General features: G+C 60.5%; 16 protein-coding genes. 7 read left to right on the top strand and 9 right to left on the bottom strand.

The window, feature by feature from the left end:
* Positions 1-348: 348 nt before the first annotated feature.
* From BMY98_RS20180 to BMY98_RS20190, 3 genes are all read left to right on the top strand, one after another.
* The gene (locus tag BMY98_RS20180; RefSeq protein ID WP_074892084.1) at positions 349-2,202 is read left to right on the top strand and encodes a sigma-54-dependent Fis family transcriptional regulator; all 1,854 of its coding nucleotides are present in this window, start codon (positions 349-351) and stop codon (positions 2,200-2,202) included.
* 192 nt (positions 2,203-2,394) lie between these two features.
* Positions 2,395-2,634: a type II toxin-antitoxin system Phd/YefM family antitoxin gene (locus BMY98_RS20185; RefSeq protein WP_074892151.1), complete on the top strand. Its 240-nt coding sequence runs from the start codon at positions 2,395-2,397 to the stop codon at positions 2,632-2,634.
* Positions 2,631-3,008 carry a type II toxin-antitoxin system VapC family toxin gene (locus BMY98_RS20190; protein ID WP_074892086.1) on the top strand — a complete coding sequence of 126 codons (378 nt, stop codon included), beginning with the start codon at positions 2,631-2,633 and terminating at the stop codon, positions 3,006-3,008. The genes BMY98_RS20185 and BMY98_RS20190 overlap by 4 nt, the downstream gene beginning before the upstream one ends.
* Before the next feature lie 196 nt (positions 3,009-3,204).
* On the opposite strand, the gene cysS is transcribed toward BMY98_RS20190, so the two are convergent.
* Positions 3,205-4,587 carry a cysteine--tRNA ligase gene (gene cysS, locus BMY98_RS20195; RefSeq protein ID WP_074892088.1) on the bottom strand — a complete coding sequence of 461 codons (1,383 nt, stop codon included), beginning with the start codon at positions 4,585-4,587 and terminating at the stop codon, positions 3,205-3,207.
* Positions 4,588-4,597: 10 nt separating this feature from the next.
* The gene (locus BMY98_RS20200) at positions 4,598-6,295 is read right to left on the bottom strand and encodes a glutamine--tRNA ligase/YqeY domain fusion protein (RefSeq protein WP_074892090.1); all 1,698 of its coding nucleotides are present in this window, start codon (positions 6,293-6,295) and stop codon (positions 4,598-4,600) included.
* 273 nt (positions 6,296-6,568) lie between these two features.
* On the opposite strand from BMY98_RS20200, the gene BMY98_RS20205 reads away from it, so the two are divergent.
* Together BMY98_RS20205 and BMY98_RS20210 are read left to right on the top strand one after the other, a co-directional pair.
* A complete protein-coding gene (locus BMY98_RS20205) occupies positions 6,569-7,072 on the top strand; it encodes a peptidylprolyl isomerase (protein WP_074892092.1) in 504 nt (167 codons plus the stop codon).
* Positions 7,069-7,821 carry a UDP-2,3-diacylglucosamine diphosphatase gene (locus tag BMY98_RS20210; protein WP_074892094.1) on the top strand — a complete coding sequence of 251 codons (753 nt, stop codon included), beginning with the start codon at positions 7,069-7,071 and terminating at the stop codon, positions 7,819-7,821. Before BMY98_RS20205 ends, BMY98_RS20210 begins: the two co-directional genes overlap by 4 nt.
* 238 nt (positions 7,822-8,059) lie before the next feature.
* Here the strand turns inward: BMY98_RS20210 and BMY98_RS20215 are convergent, their stop codons facing one another.
* The 6 genes from BMY98_RS20215 to BMY98_RS20240 all read right to left on the bottom strand — a co-directional run bounded on the left by BMY98_RS20215 (position 8,060) and on the right by BMY98_RS20240 (position 14,389).
* On the bottom strand, positions 8,060-9,592 hold the full coding sequence (locus BMY98_RS20215) for a DHA2 family efflux MFS transporter permease subunit (RefSeq protein ID WP_074892096.1): 1,533 nt from the start codon (positions 9,590-9,592) through the stop codon (positions 8,060-8,062).
* 69 nt (positions 9,593-9,661) lie between these two features.
* Positions 9,662-10,927 (bottom strand): HlyD/EmrA/EmrK family protein, encoded by a 1,266-nt coding sequence (locus tag BMY98_RS20220; RefSeq protein WP_074892098.1) that lies wholly within the window; start codon positions 10,925-10,927, stop codon positions 9,662-9,664.
* Between the two features lie 10 nt (positions 10,928-10,937).
* Complete coding sequence (locus BMY98_RS20225) at positions 10,938-12,434, bottom strand: efflux transporter outer membrane subunit (RefSeq protein WP_074892100.1); 1,497 nt, start codon at positions 12,432-12,434, stop codon at positions 10,938-10,940.
* Positions 12,431-12,904, bottom strand: coding sequence for a MarR family winged helix-turn-helix transcriptional regulator (locus BMY98_RS20230; RefSeq protein ID WP_074892101.1), 474 nt, complete (start codon positions 12,902-12,904; stop codon positions 12,431-12,433). Before BMY98_RS20230 ends, BMY98_RS20225 begins: the two co-directional genes overlap by 4 nt.
* A 283-nt stretch (positions 12,905-13,187) precedes the next feature.
* Positions 13,188-13,796 carry a MiaE family protein gene (locus tag BMY98_RS20235; RefSeq protein WP_065986544.1) on the bottom strand — a complete coding sequence of 203 codons (609 nt, stop codon included), beginning with the start codon at positions 13,794-13,796 and terminating at the stop codon, positions 13,188-13,190.
* Positions 13,797-13,915: 119 nt separating this feature from the next.
* Positions 13,916-14,389, bottom strand: coding sequence for a DUF1289 domain-containing protein (locus tag BMY98_RS20240; RefSeq protein WP_065986417.1), 474 nt, complete (start codon positions 14,387-14,389; stop codon positions 13,916-13,918).
* Between the two features lie 412 nt (positions 14,390-14,801).
* Here BMY98_RS20240 and acnB point away from each other — a divergent pair, with 412 nt between their 5' ends.
* Together acnB and BMY98_RS20260 are read left to right on the top strand one after the other, a co-directional pair.
* Positions 14,802-17,411, top strand: coding sequence for a bifunctional aconitate hydratase 2/2-methylisocitrate dehydratase (acnB, locus tag BMY98_RS20250; RefSeq protein ID WP_074892105.1), 2,610 nt, complete (start codon positions 14,802-14,804; stop codon positions 17,409-17,411).
* 726 nt (positions 17,412-18,137) lie between these two features.
* The gene (locus BMY98_RS20260; RefSeq protein ID WP_425438894.1) at positions 18,138-18,641 is read left to right on the top strand and encodes a GNAT family N-acetyltransferase; all 504 of its coding nucleotides are present in this window, start codon (positions 18,138-18,140) and stop codon (positions 18,639-18,641) included.
* A gap of 574 nt (positions 18,642-19,215) precedes the next feature.
* Here the strand turns inward: BMY98_RS20260 and BMY98_RS20265 are convergent.
* On the bottom strand, positions 19,216-24,072 hold the full coding sequence (locus BMY98_RS20265; protein WP_074892111.1) for an NAD-glutamate dehydrogenase: 4,857 nt from the start codon (positions 24,070-24,072) through the stop codon (positions 19,216-19,218).
* Positions 24,073-24,871: the final 799 nt, after the last annotated feature.

The following is a 24,871-nucleotide window of genomic DNA, read 5'->3' on the forward strand; positions in this document are numbered from 1 at the left end:
CCTTTTTATTTGTTTTGTTCGGGGTGTTGCGTGTTTGCCCTATGGCAGGTCGTGACATCCGGTGACCGATTGTGCTGACCAATTGTTGGATAGCGACAATCGTGCCAACCGGACCGCTCAAGAGTTTTCTGGCTGTAATGTGCGGACTAGAGCGGTTGCGACAATTTGTCGCAGATATCGGCATTCGTTGATGAACATAAATGAACAGGAAAGGCTGAACACCTGAACAAAATGAACATTGACTTTGAACAATCCTGAACAACAATGGGTGGACGTTTTCGAGCAGGGATGCTCTGCCTAGCGGCATCTCGACAACAATAAATAAAAGTACTCGGACGGAGCCATTTCATGGCCACAGCAGGCGCATCCCCCAGCCACGACACCATCATTCAGGACTCGTGGGCCCGTTGCCGCGAGTTCGGCCTCGACCACCAGTCACGGCCGTCCTTCGGTCGCCTGCCCGATCAGCAGGTTTCGCAACTGCTCGAGCGCCACCATTCGCTGGTGCAGACCACCCATCAGCAGGTGCTGCCCTTCTACGAGAACATCCTGAGCAATTCCAACTGCCTGATCCTGCTCGCCGATCAGCAGGGTCGGGTGCTCAATTCCTGGGGCAACAAGCGCTTCGTGGAACCGGATCAACAGCCGGGTTTCGTCGCCGGGGCCAGCTGGCTGGAGCAAAGCGCCGGCACCAACGCCATCGGTACGGCGCTGGCCTGTGAACAGGCTGTTCACATTGAACACGATGAACACTTTCTCAAGGCCAACCGTTTCATGACCGGCTCGGCGGCACCGATTTTCGATGCGTCGCGGCGGATGATCGCGGTGCTCGATGTGTCCAGCGACAGCTTCCTGCCGCCCTCCCACACCCTTGGGATGGTCAAGATGATGAGCCAGACCATCGAAAACCGGCTGATCCTCGACCAGTTCCAGCACAGCCATTTTCAGCTCGTGTTCAACACCGGCCTGAACAACCTCGACAGCCAGTGGGCCGGCCTGTTGGTGTTCGATGAAAGCGGCCGTGTGCTCTGCGCCAACCGTCGCGCCGACAACCTGCTGGGTCTCAGCCTGCTCAACGTCAACATCGAAAACCTGTTCAAGGCACCGATCGCCGATCTGCTTGATCAAATGGAAGGCCAGCCCTTCCCGCTTCAGGCCTCTGGCCACAACCGTTTCCATTGCGTGCTGAAGCGGCCGAAGGCGCCGGTGCTCAAGCTCAGGACGGTGCATGCGCCTGTTCCGATTCATTCCCGATCAATCACGGTAGGCGCCATTGAGCCCGGCATGGGGGACGAGCGGATCGAGAAAGCCGCGCGTCAGGGGCAGCGACTGCTGGAGAAGAATGTCCCGCTGTTGATCTTGGGTGAGACGGGTGTGGGCAAGGAAGTGTTCGTCAAGGCCCTGCACCGCGCCAGCTCCCGCGCCGATCAGCCCATGATTGCCGTGAACTGCGCGGCGATCCCGTCGGAGCTGGTCGAGGCCGAACTGTTTGGCTATGAAAAAGGCGCGTTCACCGGCGCTCACCATAAAGGCAGCATCGGGCTGATTCGCAAGGCCGACAAGGGCACGCTGTTTCTCGACGAGATCGGCGACATGCCGCTGCCGGTTCAGGCGCGTTTGCTGCGGGTGTTGCAGGAACGATGCGTGCAGCCGGTGGGCAGCAGCGAGTTGTATCCGGTGGACATCCGGGTGATTTCCGCGACCCATTGTTCACTGCGCGAGCATGTGCAGAACGGGCGGTTTCGTCGGGATTTGTACTACCGCATCAGTGGCTTGAACCTGGAGTTGCCGCCGCTGCGGGATCGCAGCGATAAACCCGCGCTGGTTCGCGCGATCTGGGAGCAGCACCGCGAACCGCAGCAGACAGCAGGCTTTGAGCCGCAGGTGATGGAGCTGTTCGAACGGCACCCTTGGCCGGGAAACCTGCGGCAGTTGAGCAACGTGATTCAGGTGGCGTTGGCCCTGGCCGATGATCAACCGATTTCCACCGAGCATCTGCCGGAAGACTTTTTTGCGGACCTGGCGATGGGCTGTGAGCGCGTCGAGCCCGAGACAGTGCTCAACCGCAAGGCTGCGCTGGACACGCCGGAGGAGTTGAGCGAGTTGTTGCAGGCGGCCGGCGGGAACATCTCGCAGTTGGCGAAACGCCTGGGGGTGAGCCGGAATACGCTGTACAAGCGGCTGAGGGAACAGGGGTTTTGAAGGCTTAGATGGTTCCCACGCTCCGCGTGGCAACCCGCCGATGACGCTCCGCGTCAAATGAGACGCGGAGCGTCAGACGAGGTGTTCCCACGCAGGGGGTCGCCACAATCAGCACAGAATTGTAACGGTGGCTTGGGCAAGAAGAATTATATGGCTATATTTGGCCAATATTTCCGAATGCGAGCATACGTCATGATTATCGTCCCTCTCGGTGAGGCCAAGGACAATCTGTCAAAACTGGTAGATGACGCTGCGGCGGGCCAGACTATCACGATCGCTAAACATGGTCGCGCAATGGCGCGCCTCGTCCCGATCGGGCGGCCCACCGGTAAACGCATCGGTGCTATGAAAGGTATTCTTCAACTACCGGACGACTTCGATGCACCGCTTTCTGCCTCTGTGCTGGATGATTTCGAAGGCAGTCGCCCATGAGGATACTGCTGGATACTCATATTCTTCTGTGGGCTCTGACTGACGACCCGAAGCTTTCTCCCAAAGCAAAAAAACTGATCGAAACCGCTACTGAGGTTTACATCAGCGCCGCCACGTTTTGGGAGATGTCGATAAAGATTGGCTTGGGGAAACTAACGGCCGATCTTGAGGAGATTCGCGAGTACTGCCGAGACAGCGGCTTTATCGAGCTCCCTGTCAGCGTTGAACATGCAATCGCAGTCAAAGATCTGGAACACCATCATCGCGACCCATTCGATAGGCTAATCGTTGCTGCCGCCATCACTGAACCGATGAAGCTAATTACGTCAGACGCGATGGTTGCCAGGTACACGTCGCTCGCAGTGCTGGCTTGAGGCGCCCAAGCGCGAACGGCAGCAGGCCAGTAGAAATCAACAATTTGCCAAACGACCTTCGGGACGCTGATCGTTCCCACGCTCCGCGTGGTAACCCCGCCCAAGACGCTCCGCGTCAACGAAGACGCGGAGCGTCTGGCGAGGCATTCCCACACGGAGCGTGGGAACGATCAAGCGATTTAACACGCGCTGCCGATCAGTCCGCCAAGCGCCAGGTGGTGCTGCCTTTGCTGTCTTCCAGCACCACGCCCATGGCGGTGAGTTGATCGCGGATGCGGTCGCCTTCAGCCCAGTTCTTGTCAGCGCGCGCCTGCAAGCGGGCGGCGATCAAAGCTTCGACTTCTGTGGCATCCACACGACCTTCGGCGCCGGCGCGCAGGAAGTCATCGGCCTCCAGCTGCAACACGCCCAGCACACTGGCCAACTCCTTCAAACGCGCCGCCAGACCTGCCGCTGCGTTGACATCGCTGTCGCGCAGGCGGTTGATCTCGCGGACCATCTCGAACAACACGGCGCACGCTTCCGGCGTACCGAAGTCGTCGTTCATGGCAGTCGAAAAACGCTCGACGTACGCTTCGCCACCCGCTGGCTCCGCAACCGGCAGCCCCTTGAGCGCGTGATAGAACCGCTCCAGCGCGCCTTTGGATTCCTTCAGGCTGTCTTCGGAATAGTTGATCGCGCTGCGGTAGTGGCTCGACACCAGCAGGTAACGCACCACTTCCGGATGGTATTTATCCAGCACGTCGCGAATGGTGAAGAAGTTGTTCAGGGACTTGGACATCTTCTCGCCATTGATGCGGATCATGCCGCAGTGCAGCCAGGCGTTGGCGTAGGTCTTGCCGGTCGCGGCTTCGCTCTGGGCAATCTCGTTTTCGTGGTGCGGGAATTCCAGGTCGCTGCCGCCGCCATGAATGTCGAAGGTCTCACCCAGGCAGCAGGTGGACATTACCGAGCATTCGATGTGCCAGCCCGGACGCCCTGCGCCCCACGGCGATTCCCAGCTCGGTTCGCCCGGCTTGACGCCTTTCCACAGCACGAAATCCAGCGGGTCGTCCTTGGCTTCGTCGACCTCGATCCGCGCGCCGATGCGCAGGTCTTCGATCTTCTTGCGCGACAGCTTGCCGTAACCGAGGAATTTGCCGACGCGGTAATACACGTCGCCATTGCCCGGGGCGTAGGCATAGCCCTTGTCGATCAGGCGCTGGATCATGTCGTGCATGCCGCCGATGTAATCGGTGGCACGCGGCTCCATGTCCGGCTTGAGGATGTTCAGGCGCGCTTCGTCCTCGTGCATCGCGTCGATCATGCGCGCGGTCAGGGCGTCGAACGCCTCGCCGTTTTCACGGGCGCGGTTGATGATCTTGTCGTCGATGTCGGTGATGTTGCGCACGTAGGTCAAGTCGTAGCCGCTGAAACGCAACCAGCGGGTGACGACGTCGAACGCCACCATGCTGCGGCCGTGGCCCAGGTGGCAGTAGTCGTACACGGTCATCCCGCAGACGTACATGCGCACCTTGTTGCCATCCAGCGGCTTGAAGACTTCTTTGCTCTTGCTGAGCGTGTTGTAGATAGAAAGCACGTTGCCTACCTTAGCTCCACGAGTCGCGGAGCGTCACAGTCCGGTTGAAGACCGGATGACCGGGTTTCGAGTCCTTCAGATCCGCGCTGAAATAACCTTCGCGTTCGAACTGGAAACGGTCTTCCGGCTGAGCGTCAGCCAACGACGGTTCAGCGCGACAACCGGTCAAAACCTGCAAGGAGCCTGGGTTGATGTTGTCCAGGAAGGTCTTGCCCTCTTCTGCTTTCTCAGGGTTTGCCGACAGGAACAGACGGTCGTACAGACGCACTTCGCACTCGATGCTTTCCGCTGCCGGCACCCAGTGCACAACGCCTTTGACCTTGCGGCCTTCAGGGTTCTTGCCCAAAGTTTCCGGGTCGTAGGAGCAGCGCAGCTCGACGATGTTGCCGTCGGCGTCCTTGATCGCTTCGTCGGCGCGAATCACGTAGCTGCCACGCAGGCGCACTTCGCCATTCGGCTCAAGACGCTTGTAGCCTTTCGGCGGCTCTTCCATGAAGTCTTCACGGTCGATGTAGATCTCGCGGGAGAACGGCAGCTTGCGCACGCCGAGCTCTTCCTTCTGCGGATGGCGCGGCAGTTCGAGGTGGTCGACCTGGCCTTCCGGGTAATTGGTGATCACGACTTTCAGCGGACGCAGCACGCACATGGCGCGCGGGGCGTTGTGGTCCAGGTCCTGACGGATGCTGAATTCCAGCATGCCGAAATCGACCACGCCGTCGGAACGGTTGGTGCCGATCATTTCGCAGAAATTGCGGATCGACGCCGGGGTGTAACCGCGACGGCGGAAGCCCGACAGCGTCGACATGCGAGGGTCGTCCCAGCCATGCACGTGCTTTTCATCGACCAGTTGCTTGAGCTTGCGCTTGCTGGTGATGGTGTAGTTCAGGTTCAGGCGCGAGAACTCGTACTGGCGCGGCTTGCACGGCACCGGCAGGTTGTCGAGGAACCACTCGTAAAGCGGGCGATGGCTCTCGAATTCCAGGGTGCAGATCGAATGGGTGATGCCTTCGATGGCGTCCGACTGACCGTGGGTGAAATCGTAGATCGGGTAGATGCACCACTTGTCACCGGTCTGATGGTGGTGGGCGTGACGAATGCGGTAGAGGATCGGATCGCGCAGGTTCATGTTCGGCGAAGCCATGTCGATCTTGGCGCGCAGGACGCGGGCGCCGTCTTCGAACTCACCGGCTTTCATGCGGCTGAACAGGTCGAGGTTTTCTTCGACGCTGCGATCGCGGAACGGGCTGTTCTTGCCCGGCTCGGTCAGGGTGCCGCGGTATTCGCGAGCCTGCTCGGGGGTCAGGTCATCGACGTAGGCCTTGCCCGTTTCGATCAGATGCACCGCCCAGGCGTACAGCTGGTCGAAGTACTGCGAGGCATAACGCACTTCGCCGGACCACTCGAAGCCCAGCCATTTGACGTCGGCTTCAATGGCGTCGATGTATTCCTGGTCTTCCTTCGCCGGGTTGGTGTCGTCGAAGCGCAGATGCGTGACGCCGCCGAATTCCTGAGCCAGACCAAAGTTGACGCAGATCGACTTGGCGTGACCGATGTGCAGGTAGCCGTTGGGCTCCGGCGGGAAGCGGGTCACGATCTGGGTGTGCTTGCCCGAATCCAGGTCTGCCTGCACGATGGGGCGCAGGAAGTTGGTTGGAATGGCAGGGCCTGCCTTGGAGTTCGCAGCGGCATCTTGAGTGGGCTTGCTCATAGGATCCTTGTACGGGTCGCGGCCAGGAAGGCCGGTTAAATCAAAGCGCCTATCATAGCCGAAGCTGTCAAGCCCCTGACAGCGCGCTGTGACAAAACTGCCGAGATGGGCGCGGTGTCAGCGGCAACTGCCGGCGCAATCGCAGCTACCCGAGCAGCGGCTACCCTCTGTAAACTGCCCGCCTGGTGTGAATCAGCGGCACTGGCCTCGCACCCCGATGGCCGACTGCCGCGATCACTGCCTCTCACCACGACTTCAAAGAGCGAGCTGACCATGTCGAAAGTAAAGCTGACCACCAACCACGGTGAAATCGTTCTGCAATTGAACGCAGAGAAGGCGCCGCTCACCGTCGCCAACTTCATCGAATACGTCAAAGCCGGCCACTACGAAAACACTGTATTTCACCGCGTGATCGGCAACTTCATGATCCAGGGCGGCGGTTTCGAGCCCGGCATGAAAGAGAAGAAAGACAAGCGCCCGAGCATCCAGAACGAAGCCGACAACGGCCTGCCGAACAAGAAGTATTCGGTGTCCATGGCCCGCACCATGGAGCCCCATTCAGCCTCGGCGCAGTTCTTCATCAACGTCGCCGACAACGACTTCCTCAACCACAGCGCCAAGACCGTACAGGGCTGGGGCTACGCCGTGTTCGCTGAAGTGGTGGAAGGCACCGACGTGGTCGACAAGATCAAAGGCGTCGCCACCACGTCCAAGGCCGGTCATCAAGATGTGCCGACTGACGACGTGATCATCGAGAAAGCCGAGATCGTTGAGTGATATTGCTGATCTCCGATCTGCACCTGGAAGAGGAACGCCCGGACATTACCCGGGCGTTTCTCGGTCTGCTGAATGGGCGCGCTCGTGGGGCCGAGTCGCTGTACATCCTCGGGGACTTTTTCGAGGCCTGGATTGGCGATGACGCCATGTCGCCCTTCCAGCGATCGATCTGCCAGGCGTTGCGCGTATTAAGCGACAGCGGCACGCGGGTGTACCTGATGCATGGCAATCGCGACTTCATGATCGGCCAGGCGTTTTGCAAAGCCGCGGGCTGCACGCTGCTCAAGGACCCGAGCGTCGTGAATTTCAACGGCGAACCGGTGTTGCTGATGCACGGCGACAGTCTGTGCACGCGTGACGAAGCCTACATGCGCATGCGCCGTTATCTGCGCCATCCGCTGACGCTGTGGGTGCTGCGGCATCTGCCGTTGAGCACACGGCACAAGCTGGCGCGCAAGCTGCGCAACGAAAGCCGTGCGCAGACGCGGATGAAGGCCAACGACATTGTCGATGTGACGCCTGAAGAAGTGCCGCGGGTGATGAATGCGTCTGGCGTGAAAACGCTGATCCACGGTCACACCCATCGGCCTGCGGTTCACGAGGTTGAACTGGGCCAGACCACGGCGCAGCGCATCGTGCTCGGGGACTGGGATCGCGAGGGCTGGTTGCTGCAGATCGATGAATCGGGCGTTCATCTGGAATCGTTTGCGTTTGAGCCCGAGTCGGGTTTGGCGACACGTCAGGACTGAATTTCGATGATCGCCATGCACTGAACGTGTAGGAGCGCGCTTGCCCGCGAAGAGCGGTGGGTCATTCAAACACTAGCGTCTGGAATAACGCATTCGCGGGCAAGCGCGCTCCTACACTGATCTCTGCCAGGCCCACACATTGTGGGCACCTCATACACCGCACTCGCGGGTTCGCGACCGGTGCCCGGCCGATCGCGGGACACGCCACGCTCCTACCGTATGCGCCCGACAGCGGTGATCAATGCCCTCCCCCAGGCGCCGCCTTCGCGGTAAACGGCGGTTTGGCCAGCCAGATGATCAGGATCAGCGACAGGAACACCCAGCCCATCATGTAGAAGTAGTCCACCGTCGACATCATGTACGCCTGACTGGTGACCATCGAATCAAGCTGCGCGTAGGCCTGATTGCTCGCCCCGCCCAGGGTCTCCAGCGCATGCCGCGTCGTCGGCTCGTAGGCGTTCACGCTTTCGCTCAGATAGGCGTGGTGCTGATCGGCGCGGCGTATCCAGATCCAGGTGGTCAAGGACGCCGCGAAGCTGCCGCCCAGGTTACGCAGGAACGTCGCCAGGCCCGAGCCGTCGGCAATCTGCGACGGCGGCAGGTCAGAGAGCAGAATACTCAAGGTCGGCATGAAGAACAGCGCTACACCCGCCCCCATGAACAACTGCACCAGCGCGATATGCTCGAAATCCACCTGACTGGTGAAATCCGCACGCATGAAGCAGCTCAGGCCCATCGCCAGAAACGCGATGCCGGCCAGCAGTCGCAGGTCGAATTTGTGCGCATAACGGCCCACGAAGGGCGACATCAACACTGGCAGCACCCCGAGTGGCGCCACCGCCAGCCCGGCGTAAGTCGCCGTATAGCCCATCTGGGTTTGCAACCACTGGGGCAGGATCAGGTTGATCCCGAAGAACGCCGCATACCCCCCGATCAGACAGAGCGTCCCGTAGCGAAAGTTGCGAAACGCAAACAGCCGCAGGTTGACCACCGGGTGATCATCCGTCATCTCCCAGATGACAAATGCCGCCAGACCAATCGCCGAAATCGCCGAACCGATAATGATGAAGTTCGACTCGAACCAGTCCAGATCATTGCCTTTGTCGAGCACGATCTGCAGCGCACCCACGCCGATGATCAGCGTGATAAGCCCCACGTAATCCATGGGCTGGCGACTGGTGCTGACCGGCCGGGTAGCCATCTGCTGACGCACCACGAACGCTGCGAACAGACCGATCGGTACGTTGATGAAGAAGATCCACGGCCAGCTGTAACTGTCGGTGATCCAGCCGCCGAGAATCGGCCCGGCAATCGGCGCTACAACCGTCACCATCGCCAGCAATGCCAATGCCATCCCCCGTTTCGCAGGGGGATAAACGGCGATCAGCAGCGTTTGCGTCATCGGGTACAACGGCCCGGCAACCATGCCCTGCAATACCCTGAAACCCACCAGCTCAGGCATCGAAGTGGAGATGCCGCAGAGGAAGGAGGCCATCACGAACAGCAGCGTGGCCCAGAGAAACAGTTTCACCTCGCCGAAGCGCCGGCTCAGCCAGCCGGTCAGCGGCAGCGCGATGGCATTACTGACCGCGAACGAGGTAATAACCCACGTGCCCTGCTCTGAACTCACGCCGAGGTTGCCGGAGATGGTCGGCAGGGCCACGTTGGCGATGGTGGTGTCGAGCACTTGCATGAAAGTCGCCAGCGACAGGCCGATGGTGGTCAGCAACAGGCTTGGCGGCGTAAAAGAAGCGGGAGCGTTAGTACTCATCGCGAATCCTTTGACACTCGAAGATCACCCCGGCCGGCAGAAGCGGGCCGGGGCAGATGGATTGGCGAATCAGCGCTGGGCCGTCTTGCCGCCGGTTGACGCGCTGTTCTCGTGGATAACGCGGGCAATCATGGTGTCGGCGTCGGCCAGTTGTCTGGCGTAGACATCGGTGGTGAACAGCGGCTGCTTCGGCGGTTGCTGCGCCAGCACCGGACCGCTCTGGTCGTGCAGGTTCACGTCAACGGTGGTCGACAGGCCGATGCGCAGCGGGTGTTTGGCCAGTTCGTCGGCATTGATGCGAACCCGCACTGGCACACGCTGGACGATCTTGATCCAGTTACCGGTGGCGTTCTGCGCGGGCAGCAAGGCAAAGGCACTGCCGGTGCCGGCGCCGACGCTGTCCACGGTGCCGCTGTATTTGACGTCGCCGCCGTACAGGTCCGCTTCGATGTCCACTGGCTGGCCGATGCGCATCTGGCCGAGCTGGGTTTCCTTGAAGTTGGCGTCGATCCACAGCTGATCGAGGGGAATCACCGCCATCAGCGCTGTGCCCGGCTGAACCCGCTGACCCAGTTGCACGGTGCGCTTGGCGACGTAACCGGTGACCGGCGCGATCAGCGTGCTGCGCGCATTGCTCAGGTAAGCCTGACGCAGTTGCGCGGCCGCCGATTTGACGTCCGGGTGCGAAGAGACCTGAGTGTCGTCCACCAACGCGGTGCTGGTTGCCAGCTGCTGCTGGATGTTGGTCAACGCGTTCTGCGCGGTGGTCAGGTCATCCTTGGCGTGGGACAGCTCTTCCTGGGAAATCGCCCCGCCGGCCGCCAGGCTGCGACGACGGTTGTAGTTATCCTGGGCTCTCTGCACTTCAGCGCGCTGGGCCGCCAGTTGCGCCTTCATGCCATCGACGTTGCTGTAAAGGCCGCGCACCTGACGCACCACTTTCGCCAGATTGGCTTCGGCACTTTGCAGCGCGACTTCGGCGTCATTGGGGTCGAACTGCACCAGCACCTGACCTTCGCGGACCAGATCGCCGTCATCAGCGCCAATGCTCACTACCGTCCCGGTGACTTGCGGGGTGATCTCCACGACGTTGCCGTTCACGTAGGCATCGTCGGTGCTCTCGCTCCAGCGACCGTACATTTCGTACCAGGCCCAGACGCCAATCACACCAAGTACCACGATCAGCAACAGGCCGAGCAACAACAGCTTGCGCTTGCGCGGATTCTTGGTCGGCGTGGTCTTCTCGGCGGCTTTGTCAGCGGCATTGTCAGGCGCCGAAGCGTTGACGTCCTTTTGTTCGTTTGCAGCATTGTTGTCGGTAGTGGCAGTGGCCATGACGATTACCTTAATGAGTCAGCGAAGCAGTTGACGGGACGACCGGGGCGGCGTTTTCGCCGGACTTGCTTTCTTCGAAGCCTCCCCCGAGGGCCTGCATCAACTGGATCGAAAGATCGATTTGTTCCGCGTTGAGATCAGCCTGTTGGCGTTGCGATTGCAGCAGTTGTTGCTCGACGCTCAGCACGTCCAGGTAATTGCCGATACCGGATGAATAGCGCTGAACGACGGTGTCGTAGGATTTCTGAATCACGTCAGTCGCCTGCTGGCGGGCCTCGATCTGGCGGCGGATATCGCGCAACTGACCGATGCCATCGCTGACATCCCCCAGCGCCCGGACCAGCGTCTTGTTGTACTGCGCCACGGCGAGGTCGTAGTCGGCGTCCCGCGCGTCGAGGTCGGCGCGGCGGCGGCCACCGTCGAAGATCGGCAGCGACACCGTCGGGGCGACGTTGAAGAAGCGACTGGCCGAGCCAAACATCGCATCACCCAGCAGCGACTCCACCCCTGCCGACGCACTCAGGTTGAGGTTCGGATAGAAGCTGGTCTTGCTGACGTCGATGTTTTTGCTCGCCGCTTCAACCCGCCAGCGCGCGGCGACCAGATCCGGACGACGGCCCAGCAATTCGGCAGGCACCACCGAAGGCAAGGCGACTACTGCGGGCTGCAGGACGGCAGGCCGGCTCAGCAGTTCGCCGCGGTCCGGGCCTTTTCCCATCAGCACGGCCAACTGGATTTTGGCGCTGCGCAGGCTCTTGTCCGCGTCCGCCAGGGATTCGCGGGAGTTGGCTTCAAGGCTCTGGGTCTGCTCGTACTGGTACTCGCTGTCGATGCCGGACTTGAAGCGCCGCGAGCCGAGGTCCAGCAATTGACTCGTGCGTTTGAGGTCTTCGGCTGCCAGGTCGCGGACGATGTAGGCCTGGCCCAGGTCGCTGTAGGCACGGGCGACATCGGCAGCCAGGGTCAGTTGAGCCGCTTGCTGATCGACTTCGCTGGCGCGGGCCTGGCCCAGCGCCGCTTCCCACGCAGCACGCTGGCCGCCCCACAGATCGAAGTTGTAATTGAAGCCGGCGCTTAGGCTGCGCAAAGTGCTGTAGCGCCCGCCTGCACCGGTCGGGTCCTGGTCACGGGCCAGGCGCGAACGGCTGACGCTGGCGTCGGCTTCTACGGTCGGCATGCGTTCGGCGTCGGCGGCATACGCCTGCGCTGTGGCCTGGTGGGTACGGGCCGCAGCGATCTGCATGTCCGGACTGTCGCGCAGCGCTTCGCTGATCAGGCTATTGAGCTGCGGATCACCCAGGCTGGTCCACCAGTCGCGCTTCGGCCATGCCGCTGGAGACAGGGTGATGCCGTTGAGGCTCCGGGCGGTCTGCAGACTGTTGGAATCGATGCCGACGGCTTCGGTTTTCAGGCCTTTGGAGCTGGCACAACCGGCCAGCACCAGTGCCACGACTATCACGCTCAAGGACGTGCGCAGGGTTGAGCCCCGCTGAATGTGAGTGCTCATCGTTCGGCGATCCGGGCAATCGTGATGGAGTCGCCCGAGGCAACCAGAATTTTCGTCAGAATCTTTTCCAGCGCCAGCAGCTCGCTGTCTTCCAGCACGCCCACCATCTCGTTCATCGCGTGTGCGCCGATTTCCGGCAGCAGGTCGGAAAGCGCCTTCCCTTCGTCGGTCAGCACCAGTTGCACCTGACGTCGGTCGGATTCCGAGCGCGCGCGTGACAACAGATTTTTCTGCTCAAGACGGTCGAGCATGCGGGTCATCGAGCCACTGTCGAGGTTCAACATGCGACAAATGTCAGCCGGGGTCTCGGCACAGAACCGGGCGATCATCACCAGCACTTTGTATTGCTGTGCAGTGACGCCATGGGGCTCGAGATACCGGTCGAGGATGCGGTTTTTCAGCTGATCAGCCCGACCCAGCAACATGCCCAGCAGGCTGTCGTGAAAATTTTCAGGAGTGAAATGTGCCATTGATAGCTACCCATTATCTGCTTAGGCAGTGAATGGGGCGGATCTTACTGCCTAGGCAGCAAACACACAATGAAACAATATTTAAGGCGCGCGAATTCGGACGAACGTGGTTCGCCCGGCTAATGAGGTGATCCAGAGGTAGAGCAACTGAGTGATTTCGCCACCGATCCGTAGGAGCCGGCTTGCTGGCGAAAGCGTCGTGACGGCCGATGATTACGTCGAATGTGCGAACCGATTCGCGGGCAAGCGCGCGCCTACAAAACAGCGTTTGCCATTGATGGGCTTAAAGCGCCGGTACACCACTGTGAAAACGGAAGTCTTCGTCCGGGCTCAGGATCAGCTCGCGCTCGGCCAGACGGATTTCTTCGATCTTGGCGTCGACGTCTGCTTCGTTGCCGTAGGTGTAAGCCAGCTTCAGATAATCCTGAAAATGCCGGGCTTCGGACTTGAGCAGGCTTGCGTAGAACTTCGACAGGTCTTCATCCAGATGCGGCACCAGCGCAGCGAAGCGCTCACACGAGCGGGCTTCAACGATGGCGCCGACGACCAGCGCGTCGGTCAGGCGATACGGGTTGTGGGTACGAACGAGTTTGCGCAGGGACCCGGCATAGCGCGCCGAGCTGATGTTGGCCATCGGGATGTTGCGCTTCTTGATGATGCCGATCACCTGCTCGAAGTGACGCAGCTCTTCGCGCGCCAGCCGCGACATTTTGGCCAGCAGATCGAACTTGTCGTTGTACTGGAACATGAACTGAAACGCCGCGCCGGCGGCCTTCTTTTCATTGTTGGCGTGATCGATCAGCAGGATATCCAGATTCTGCAAGGCGGCCTGAACCCAGCTGTCGGGCGTGGGGCAAAGCAGGAAGGCGTCGATTTCTGGATAAATCTGCATGGGTTCACGGATGGCTGGCTGGGCAAGGCGCAGCATTATACGGAGCCTGACGGGCAGAGCCAGCCTGGGCAGATGAAAAGCGCAGGATTTACTTCCAGCGCGTGAGGGTCACGCCACTGTCAGACCGCGCCCATAGCATCCTTGAGAAAGCCGGGCGCGATGTAGCGCTCGTAGTGCGCTTCGGAGAGCAGGAAGAACTCCCGATCAATGGCATCGCGCAACTCAGGCAGCGACCAGTCGCGAAATTCCGGCAGCAGCACCATGCCGTAGGCGTCCAGCTGGTTGATCACCCGCGCGCCCCGGGCAATCAACTGGTACGCCCAGCAATATTCGGACTGGTGCGGGACGAAACGGATCTTGCGTTGCTCCAGTTGCGCCCGCAGCCTGGCCGGATCGAAGACCTCGACCTTCCCCGCCATCACTTGCACCAGCAGCTGTTCCAGGCGCAGCCAGACGGCGCGCTTCGCGTCTTCGTCGTAGCCGTTCCAGTGAATCACTTCGTGGTGGAAGCGCTTGCATCCACGGCACACGAGGTCGCCGTAGACGGTGGAGCACAGGCCCACGCAGGGCGTCTTGATGATTTGATTGGGCATGGCAAGGCAACACGACGGCGAACGAAACAAGCCGGCATGTTAGCCCTTTGTCTAACGAGGTACACCCTTCAACCTGTAGGGGCTAACTTACCTTCAGCGGTTTTTTACCGTAGAATCACCGGGCCTTTTAAGGCGCCAATGTCCGTTGGAAGCTGTTTTCAAAGCGTCACGAGCACAGTCAGGGCTTTTTACCCTCGTAGAGAGCCCAACCCCGCAGTCCGGTTTAACGCAGGTTCGCCCTGCGTTCCCCTCTCAAACCGTTCGATGCAGGCGTAAAACTTTGAAAACAGCTTCTGTTGGAGATCGTCAGCTTCCTGCCAAGAAACTTTAAAAAGTTCGAGCGCGTCGATGCGGACCTTCTCTGGATGAGCGTCCCGGACACCCATTTGGGACCACTGATGAGGGTAATACTGTGCTTGAAGCCTACCGTAAACACATCGAAGAGCGTGCCGCCCTGGGTATCGTGCCCCAGCCGCTTAACGCCGAACAAACCGCAGGCCTGGTCGAGCTGCTGAAAAACCCACCGGCTGGCGAAGAAGCTTTCCTGCTTGATCTGATCACCAATCGCGTTCCACCGGGCGTTGACGAAGCTGCCTACGTCAAAGCCGGTTTCCTTTCTGCCCTGGCCAAGGGCGAAGTCACTTCCCCTCTGCTGGACCGTAAACACGCTGTAGAGCTGCTCGGCACCATGCAGGGCGGTTACAACATCGTGACCATGGTCGAGCTGCTGGACGACGCTGCATTGGGCCAGGTCGCTGCCGACCAGCTCAAGCACACCCTGCTGATGTTCGACGCGTTCCACGACGTCGCTGAAAAAGCCAAAAACGGTAATGCAATCGCCCAAGGCGTGCTGCAGTCCTGGGCTGACGGCGAGTGGTTCCGCAAGCGTCCGACCCTGGCTGACAAGATCAGCCTGCGCGTCTTCAAAGTGACCGGCGAAACCAACACCGACGACCTGTCGCCTGCACCTGATGCCTGGTCGCGTCCAGATATCCCGCTGCACGCCCTCGCCATGTTGAAGATGGCCCGGGAAGGCATCGTGCCTGACGTTCAGGGCTCCATCGGCCCGATGAAACAGATCGAAGAAATGCGCAGCCAGGGTTTCCCTATCGCCTACGTGGGCGACGTGGTCGGCACCGGTTCTTCGCGCAAGTCGGCGACCAACTCGGTGCTGTGGTTCTTCGGCGACGACGTCCCGAACGTACCGAACAAGCGCGCTGGCGGTTTCTGCTTCGGCACCAAGATTGCCCCGATCTTCTACAACACCATGGAAGATGCCGGCGCTCTGCCAATCGAATTCGATGTCTCGAACATCAACATGGGCGACGTGATCGACGTTTACCCATACGCTGGCAAAGTCTGCAAGCACGACAGTGAAGAAGTCATCACCACCTTCGAACTGAAGACCCCGGTGCTGCTGGACGAAGTCCGTGCCGGCGGTCGTATCCCGCTGATCATCGGCCGTGGCCTGACCGACAAGGCGCGTGCTGAACTGGGCCTGGGCCCGACCGACCTGTTCAAGCTGCCTGAAGCCCCTGTCGACACCGGCAAAGGTTTCACCCTGGCGCAGAAGATGGTGGGCAAGGCCTGCGGTCTGCCGGAAGGCAAAGGTGTGCGTCCTGGCACCTACTGCGAACCGAAGATGACCACCGTCGGTTCCCAGGACACCACCGGTCCGATGACCCGTGATGAACTGAAAGACCTGGCGTGCCTGGGCTTCTCCACCGATCTGGTGATGCAGTCGTTCTGCCACACCGCGGCGTATCCAAAGCCGATCGACGTGACCACGCACCACACGCTGCCTGACTTCATCATGACCCGCGGCGGCGTTTCCCTGCGTCCGGGCGATGGCATCATCCACAGCTGGCTGAACCGCATGCTGCTGCCGGACACCGTCGGTACCGGCGGCGACTCCCACACCCGTTTCCCGATGGGGATTTCGTTCCCGGCCGGTTCCGGTCTGGTGGCGTTTGCCGCGGCCACTGGCGTGATGCCACTGGACATGCCTGAGTCGATCCTGGTCCGCTTCAAGGGCGAGATGCAACCGGGCATCACCCTGCGCGACCTGGTTCACGCGATTCCTTACTTCGCGATCCAGAAGGGTTTGCTGACCGTCGAGAAGAAGGGCAAGAAAAACGCCTTCTCGGGTCGCATCCTGGAAATCGAAGGCCTGGACAACCTGAGCATCGAGCAGGCATTCGAACTGTCCGACGCCTCGGCCGAGCGTTCTGCCGCAGGTTGCACGATCAAGCTGTCGAAAGAATCGATCACCGAATACCTGAACTCGAACATCACCCTGCTGCGCTGGATGATCGAACAGGGTTACGGCGATCCGCGCACCCTGGAACGTCGTGCTCAAGCGATGGAAGCCTGGGTCGCCAATCCGGAACTCATGGTTGCGGACGCTGATGCCGAGTACGAAGAAATCATCGAGATCGATCTGGCCGACATCAAAGAGCCTGTGCTCTGCGCGCCAAACGATCCGGACGACGCCCGTCTGCTGTCCAGCGTTGCTGGCGAGAAGATTGACGAAGTGTTCATCGGTTCGTGCATGACCAACATCGGTCACTTCCGCGCTGCGGGCAAGTTGCTGGATCAGGTCAAAGGTCAGCTTCCTACGCGTCTGTGGCTGTCGCCGCCGACCAAGATGGACGCTCATCAACTGACCGAAGAAGGCTACTACGGTATCTACGGCAAGGCCGGCGCGCGCATGGAAATGCCGGGCTGCTCGCTGTGCATGGGTAACCAGGCACGTGTGGAGCCGAATTCGACCGTGGTGTCGACGTCGACCCGTAACTTCCCGAACCGTTTGGGTGATGGGGCGAACGTGTATCTGGCGTCGGCTGAGTTGGCGTCTGTGGCGTCGATTCTGGGTCGTCTGCCGACGGTTGAGGAGTATATGGAGTACGCGGGCAAGATCGACAGCATGGCTGCCGATGTTTACCGTTACTTGAGCTTCGATCAGATCGCGGAATTCCGAGAGGCTGCAGCGAACGCTAATATCCCGGTTGTTCAGGCTTAACAGCTGAGACCGTGTTGAGAGAACCCCGCTTCGGCGGGGTTTTTTTATGGGCTTTTTTGCTGGCGCGGGTATTTGGGTTTATGCGAATTTTTGTGGTGACGCTGAAGTTGGCCTAACGGCCAATGGTTTCGCCTTCGGCGACTTACTTTTGAAAAGCACCAAAAGTAAGCAAAAGTGCCTGCTCTCGGTTTGGCCCTTCCTTCGTCAGGGTTCCTTCACTCCGGTCTCGCTCCGTGGGCCCGCCGCCATCCGCCATCCATGGCGGGGGGCGGCTCTCGCGGCATCCATGCCGCTCGGCCCACTCCGCGAGACCTGCGTTCAGCCTGCACCCAAGTCGCGTTTGGCGGTGGCTGGACTTTTTGTGTACGAAGATCAAAAGCAGATCAGAAGCAGATCAGAAGCAGATCAACGGCTTCCCGGCTGAAGCCGGTCCTACGAGCATACGCGCTGCTGTTGGTGGGACCGGCTTCAGCCGGGAAATCGGTTCCACTGACTGCACGCGCTGCTTTTAGTGGGACCGGCTTCAGCCGGGAAGGGGCCGGTGTGGACGACGGCAATTTCACGGCCTGACACGTTGATCGTTCCCACGCTCCGCGTGGGCATGCCTCCCGTGACGCTCCGCGTCACAACGCGCGACGTCCATGCTTTTGGGCGCTGGCGGCGTAGCCATGGCAGCAATTGGCCGCTTAGACTGTGCCCTCTTTCTGTTTTCAAAGGATGAATCCAGTGAATGTTGCTGTCGATCAGGTGGTTATCCATCGTTTTACCGAAGCCCATATCGAAGGTGTCACCGGGTTGTATAACGATCCTGAGGTGTGCCGTCAGGTGCTTCAGATGCCGTATCAGTCGGCCGATGTCTGGCGCAAACGGCTGGCAGGGGCGGATGAGCGCTCATTGAAGCTTGTCGCTCTGCATCAGGGTCAGGTGATCGGCAACATTGGTCTGGAGCAATACGCGCGCATTCGCCAGCGCCATGTCGGCGCGATCGGCATGGGCGTGGCGTCGGGCTGGCACGGTAAAGGCGTTGGGTCGAGACTGATGGCCGCCGTGCTGGAAGTCGCGGACAACTGGATGAACCTGCACCGGGTTGAACTGACCGTATTTGCCGACAACGAAGCCGCCCTGGCCCTCTACCGCAAGTTCGGCTTCGAGACCGAAGGCCGCCTGCGGGACTACGCCATCCGCGACGGCGTCCTCGTCGACGCCATCAGCATGGCGCGATTGAAATAACCGCTCAGCCTTTGGAAGAGCGACGCAGAGCGTCTCGGGATGCATGCCCACGCGGAGCGTGGGAACGATCAACAGCATTCGCGAGCAAGCTCGCTCCCACAGACAAGATGTCCGATCAGCAAAATTGCCAGCGTCCACACTGGCCCCTTCCCGGCTAAAGCCGGTCCCACTAAAAAGCACACCGCGTACACCCTGTGGGACCGGCTTCAGCCGGGAAGCTGTTGATCTGATTTTGATCTGCTTTGCTTTTGATCTTCATACGCAAAAAGCCCAGACACCGCCAAACGCGACTTGGGTGCAGGCTGAACGCAGGTCTCGCGGAGTGGGCCGAGCGGCATGGACGGCGGATGGCGGATGGTGGCGGGCCCACGGAGCGAGACCGGAGTGAAGGAACCCTGACGAAGGAAGGGCCAAACCAGGAGCAAAAGCCCTTGGTTACTTGGGGCTTTATCAAGTAACTCGCCGAAGGCGAAACAGTCTGCCCCCAGGCAGACGCTCTTGACCTTAAAAACAACAAAACAAAAAAGCCCCGCGTCTCTCAACGCGGGGCTTCCTGTTACAGCCGACTAAACCCTCAAACCACAGCCGACTGCCCACTCATCGCCAGATCCAGCAACTCACGGTTAGCGACCGCATACATCGCATAATCGTTGCCGCTCGCCGCACGCAACTCAACCAACATCGCGCGCCAGCGCTCGACCATCGGCAAATGCTGCTCAAGCCACAGACTCAAACGCTCCTCGACATCCGCAGGACCATTCGGCATCTGCAACACCGACACCGTAATCGCCCGCTGCTGCCAATCGATATCATCACGGAACGCCTCACGGGCCAGCGCCTGCCAATTGTTCTCCACCGGCAACGCACTGATCTGCTGCAGATACCACGTCACATCCAGCGAACTGCCCACCGCGAAATACACCTTCGCCACGTCCGCTGCATTCTGACCGGTCACATCAGACGCCTCGATGATCGGCAACAGCGTGTACAGGTGACTCGTACCTGCCACCATCCGCGCCAGCAACTCCGGCACGCCCGCCGCGACGTACTCCTGATAACGCGTCTGCCAGACCTCACGGGTCGGCCCTTCCAGCAACTCGTCCAGCTTCAGACCCAGCGCCGCGATGTGCGGACCGAAGTGCGCCACATCACGGGCCGCGTCCAGTTCATTGCGACGGCTGCGCAGGAACCAGCGCGTCGCGCGACGGCCCAGACGCATCAGCTCATCCATCAACGCCAGCTGAATCTCGGCCGGCACCTTGTAGTCCAGGGACTCGATCTGACGGAACCAGTGCGGGAGGTGGAAAATGTCACGCACGATCACGTAAGCGCCGGCCACGTTGGCTGCGGTCATGCCGGTGGACTCTTTGAGTCGCTGCACGAACGTGATGCCCATGTGGTTGACCAGATCGTTGGCGATCTGCGTGCTGACGATTTCGCGCTTCAGACGGTGACGACGCATCGACTCGGAGAACTTCGCGCCCAGTGACGGCGGGAACGCCGTTTCCATGTCGCGCGCCAGGTAGTCGTCGTCCGGCACACGGGATTCCAGCAGCGCTTCCTTGAGGTCGATCTTGCTGTAGGAAATCAGCACCGACAGCTCGGCCCGGGTCAGGCCCTTCTTCTCGGCGATGCGCTCGGCCAGTTGATCTTCCGCCGGCAGAAACTCGATGGCACGGTCCAGCTTGCCGCGCGCTTCCAGGTCGCTCATCAGGCGCTTGTACTCGGCGATGCGCTCGTAGGCACGGCGCTCCGCCAGGGACAGGGCCTGGGTCTGCTTGTAGTTGTTGCCGAGAACGAGGTTGCCCACTTCGTCGGTCATGCTTTCGAGCAGCAGGTTGCGCTGCTTCTCGGTCATGTCGCCCGCCTGGACCACTTCGTTCAGCAGGATCTTGATGTTCACTTCGTGGTCGGAGCAGTCCACACCACCGGCGTTATCGATGAAGTCGGTGTTGGTCGCGCCGCCCATCAGGCCGAATTCGACACGGCCCAGCTGGGTCATGCCGAGGTTGCCGCCCTCGCCCACCACTTTGCAGCGCAACTGGTTGCCGTTGACGCGCAATGCGTCGTTGGCCTTGTCGCCGACGTCCGCATGGGACTCGGTGCTGGCCTTGACGTAGGTGCCAATGCCGCCGTTCCACAGCAGATCCACCGGCGCCTTGAGCAGCGCGTGCATCAACTCGGTCGGGGTCAGTTTGTCAGCAGTGATGTCGAAGCGCGCTTTCATCTGCGGGGTGATCGCGATGCTCTTCGCGCTGCGCGGGAAGATACCGCCGCCTTCGGACATCAGGCTAGTGTCGTAATCGGTCCACGCCGAACGCGGCAGGTCGAACAGACGCTGACGCTCGACAAAGCTGCTGGCCGGGTCCGGATTCGGGTCGATGAAGATGTGCAGGTGGTTGAAGGCCGCGACCAGTTGCAGCTTGTCGGACATCAACAGGCCGTTACCGAACACGTCACCGGCCATGTCGCCGACGCCGATCACGCTGATGCTGTCCTGCTGCACGTTGATGCCGCGCTCGCGGAAGTGGCGCTGCACGCCGACCCACGCGCCCTTGGCGGTGATGCCCATTTTCTTGTGGTCGTAACCCGCCGAGCCGCCGGAAGCGAAGGCGTCACCAAGCCAGAAACCGTAGTCGATGGCGATACCGTTGGCGATGTCGGAGAAGGTCGCGGTGCCTTTGTCGGCGGCGACGACCAGGTACGGGTCATCGTCGTCGTGGCGCACGACGTTGGCCGGCGGCACCAGGACGCCTTCTTTCAGGTTGTCGGTGATGTCCAGCAAACCGGAAATGAACAGGCGGTAGCAGGCGATCGCTTCGGCCTGGATCTCGTCGCGGGTCCCGGTGGTCGGGAGACGACGGGGCAGGAAACCACCCTTGGCACCGACCGGCACGATGACCGAGTTCTTCACCTGCTGGGCTTTGACCAGACCCAGCACTTCGGTGCGGAAGTCTTCTTCACGGTCGGACCAGCGCAGGCCGCCACGGGCCACGTTGCCAAAGCGCAGGTGGACGCCCTCGACGCGCGGCGAGTAAACGAAGATTTCGAACTTCGGCACCGGCTTCGGCAGCTCGGGGATCAGACGCGGGTTGAACTTGAAGCTGAAGTAGCTCTTGCTCTGGCCGTTGACGTCGGTCTGGTAGAAGTTGGTGCGCATGGTCGCCTTGATCAGGTCAAGGTAGCGACGCAGGATGCGGTCTTCGTTGAGCACTTGCACGCCGTCCAGCGCAGTCAGAATCGCCTGTTCCAGACGCTGCTGCATGTCGTCGAGGTCGCCGCCGCTCAGCTTGCGCGCCAGATAGAAGCGGGTCTTGAACAGACGCGTCAGCTCGCGAGCGATATCGGCGTGGTTGTTCAGCGTGCTGGCGATGTAACCCAAATCAAAGCCCAGACGGATCTGCTTCAGGTAACGCGCGTAGGCACGCAGCAGCGCCACGTCGCGCCACGGCAAACCGGCCGTCAGCACCAGGCGGTTGAAGGCGTCGTTCTCGGCCTCGCCACGAACGATGTGGACGAAGGCGTCCTGCAGCGTGTCGTTGAGCTGTTGCAGGTCCAGGTTCAGACCTTCGCCGTAGGTGAACGCAAAATCGTGAATCCAGAACTCGCGGCCGTTGGTGTGGCGCAGGCGGTACGGGAATTCACCGAGTACGCGCAAGCCTAGGTTTTCCAGAATCGGCAGAACGTCGGACAGCGCCAGCGGCGTGTCGGCGTGGTACAGCTTGCAGTGCAGCTGCGCCTTGTCGCCCGACAGCGGCTGATAAAAGCTCATCACCAGCGGATTGGCTTCGGACAGGCTCAGCACGTGTTGCATGTCGACCACGGCGGAGTGCGCGGCGAAACGCTCGCGGTAGCCGGCCGGGAAACCTTTCGGGAAATCGGCCAGGACATTGGTGCCCTGGGCTTCGCCGAAGCTTTCGATGACCAGACTGGCGTAGTCGTCTTTCCACGAACGGCAAGCCTGGATAACTTCGTTTTCCAGCTGCAGCGGGTCGATGTCTAGGGCGACTTTCGGGTCCACACGCAGAATCAGCTGCACGCGCGCCAGCACCGACTCGGAGAAGAACGTCCAGAACTCGCAGTCAGTGGCTTTCAGGCGATCCATCAGCACTTGCTGGATCTTCTGACGGACCTCGGTGGAGTAGACGTCGCGCGGCACGTAGGCCAGGCAGTAGCAGAAACGGCCGTACGGGTCCTTGCGCAGGAACACGCGAATCTTGTTGCGCTCCTGGATCTGCACGATCGACATGACGGTGGTGAACAGTTCGTCCACCGGGGTCTGGAACAGGTCGTCGCGCGGCAGCACTTCAACCACTTGCGCCAGTTCCTTGCCCAGGTGCGCCTTGGCGTCGAACCCGGAGCGGCGTTCGACTTCGGCGACCTTGCGGCGGATGTACGGAATGGCGCGCACGCTTTCGCCATACACCGACGAGGTGTACAGGCCCATGAAGCGCGATTCCTTGATGACGTTGCCGTCGGCGTCAATCTGGCGGATCGACACGTAGTCCGGGTAGGCCGGGCGATGCACACGGCTCGGGTGCGCGGCTTTGGCGAACGACAGCAGGGTCGGCTCTTGCAGATACTTCACTGCATAGCCTTCGATGTGCAGGTCATCGGCTGTGAGGCCGGCGCGCAGCAATTTGGTCAGGCCAAGGAAGGACGACGGGTCGTACTGGAGCTGACCGCCCTCGCCTTCGTTGCTGACGGTGAATTCTTCATAGCCGAGGAAGGTGAAGTGGTTGTTCACCAGCCATTCGAGGAACACTTTGACCTCGGATTTCTCCTCCGGGTCGATGTTGTATTCGGTGGCGTCGATGCCGGCCAGCAGCTCGTGGAGCTTGGCTTTCATCGGCTCGAAGTCTTCAACGGCAACGCGGACTTCGCCCAGCACCTGCTCCAGTTCGCGGGCAAGCACGTTCAGCTCCGCGGCATTGGCGCAACGGTCGATCTCCAGGTACATCAACGATTCTTGCAGCACGCCGTCGCCGCTGGTGCCTTTTGGCAGCAGTTCGAGCAACTGGCCTTTCTCGTCCCGACGCACGCTGAGCACGGTGGTCTGCAGCGTGTGGATGCTGTAGCCGCGGCGGTTCAGTTCGGTACGCACCGAGTCGACCAGGAACGGCAGGTCGTGGTGCAGCACTTCGACGGCGGTGTGGGTGGACTGCCAGCCGTGACGTTCGTAATCGGGGTTGTAGACCCGCACTTCAGGGGTGCCGTGCTCGAAGTGTTCGAGCAGGCGCCAGGCCGAGAGGGTGCAACCGGCCAGGTCAGAGAGTCTGCGCTGGGTGAGTTCGTCGAGGGAGATGATGCCGAAGAATTGGTCGGCGAACAGCGCCACTTGTGGCAGTGCCTGTTCGCTGATGTGCTGAGCCAGTGCCGCTCGCAGTTGGTGCTGGAAGTCGGACTTGCTGGCTGCGGTGAAGAACGCCATCTGTGGTACTCCGATTGGCTTGAGCTTTTATATAGGAGAGATGCGTGTGTCGGGTGGAGCGTGTTCGTTTGTCACGTTTGCGTATGGTCGATGATAGTCAGCATAACGTGACAGGGGGCGTCGCGTTTCGCGTTGCCTGTTTTACTAACGCTTTTGGTGTGTGTGCCGTCACATTTGTTCGGCTCTGGTGCAGCTTAACGAGTGGCGCCCTGAATCTGCTTGCGATGCTGCGACATATTCGGACATCGGGTTGCAGGCTTCGGGTTGAGGGGACTGGTTGAGGGGACTGATTTATTTACAGTGCTTCATCGTAAATTAATCTGTCCCCGGATCTGCGGCGTTGCTCAGTGCGACAGGATCAAGGGCGTCTGCCTAAGGGCAGACTGTTTCGCCTTCGGCGATTTACTTTTAAAAAGCACTAAAAGTAACCAAAAGTGCCTGCTCTCGGTTGGGCCCTTCGTTCCTCAGGGTTCCTTCACTCCGGTCCCGCTCCGTGGGCCCGCTGCCATCCGCCATCCTTGGCGGGGGGCAGCTCTCGCCGCATCCATGCGGCTCGGCCCACTGCGCGAAACCTGCGTTCAGCCTGCACCAAAGTCGCGTTTTGTGGTGACTGAGCTTTTTGCGTATGAAGATTAAAAGCGCGTTTAAGCAGATCAAAAGCTTCCCGACTGAAGCCGGTCCTACGGTCAGCGCCAATCCCACTGGAAGTACGCGATGCTTTTTAGTGGGACCGGCTTTAGCCGGGAAGAGGCCAGTTTGTGCGCCATCAATTTCGCGGTTGATCGTTCCCACTGGATGC

The organism is Pseudomonas graminis (genome assembly GCF_900111735.1).
In the GTDB taxonomy this organism is placed as follows: Bacteria; Pseudomonadota; Gammaproteobacteria; order Pseudomonadales; family Pseudomonadaceae; genus Aquipseudomonas; species Aquipseudomonas graminis.

Coding starts and splice junctions, on each gene's coding strand:
- BMY98_RS20220 (WP_074892098.1), bottom strand. CDS start 10,927: ATGGCCACTGCCACTACCGACAACAATGCTGCAAACGAACAAAAGGAC.
- BMY98_RS20225 (WP_074892100.1), bottom strand. CDS start 12,434: ATGAGCACTCACATTCAGCGGGGCTCAACCCTGCGCACGTCCTTGAGC.
- BMY98_RS20180 (WP_074892084.1), top strand. CDS start 349: ATGGCCACAGCAGGCGCATCCCCCAGCCACGACACCATCATTCAGGAC.
- BMY98_RS20185 (WP_074892151.1), top strand. CDS start 2,395: ATGATTATCGTCCCTCTCGGTGAGGCCAAGGACAATCTGTCAAAACTG.
- BMY98_RS20240 (WP_065986417.1), bottom strand. CDS start 14,389: ATGCCCAATCAAATCATCAAGACGCCCTGCGTGGGCCTGTGCTCCACC.
- BMY98_RS20215 (WP_074892096.1), bottom strand. CDS start 9,592: ATGAGTACTAACGCTCCCGCTTCTTTTACGCCGCCAAGCCTGTTGCTG.
- BMY98_RS20265 (WP_074892111.1), bottom strand. CDS start 24,072: ATGGCGTTCTTCACCGCAGCCAGCAAGTCCGACTTCCAGCACCAACTG.
- BMY98_RS20230 (WP_074892101.1), bottom strand. CDS start 12,904: ATGGCACATTTCACTCCTGAAAATTTTCACGACAGCCTGCTGGGCATG.
- BMY98_RS20190 (WP_074892086.1), top strand. CDS start 2,631: ATGAGGATACTGCTGGATACTCATATTCTTCTGTGGGCTCTGACTGAC.
- BMY98_RS20200 (WP_074892090.1), bottom strand. CDS start 6,295: ATGAGCAAGCCCACTCAAGATGCCGCTGCGAACTCCAAGGCAGGCCCT.
- BMY98_RS20235 (WP_065986544.1), bottom strand. CDS start 13,796: ATGCAGATTTATCCAGAAATCGACGCCTTCCTGCTTTGCCCCACGCCC.
- BMY98_RS20205 (WP_074892092.1), top strand. CDS start 6,569: ATGTCGAAAGTAAAGCTGACCACCAACCACGGTGAAATCGTTCTGCAA.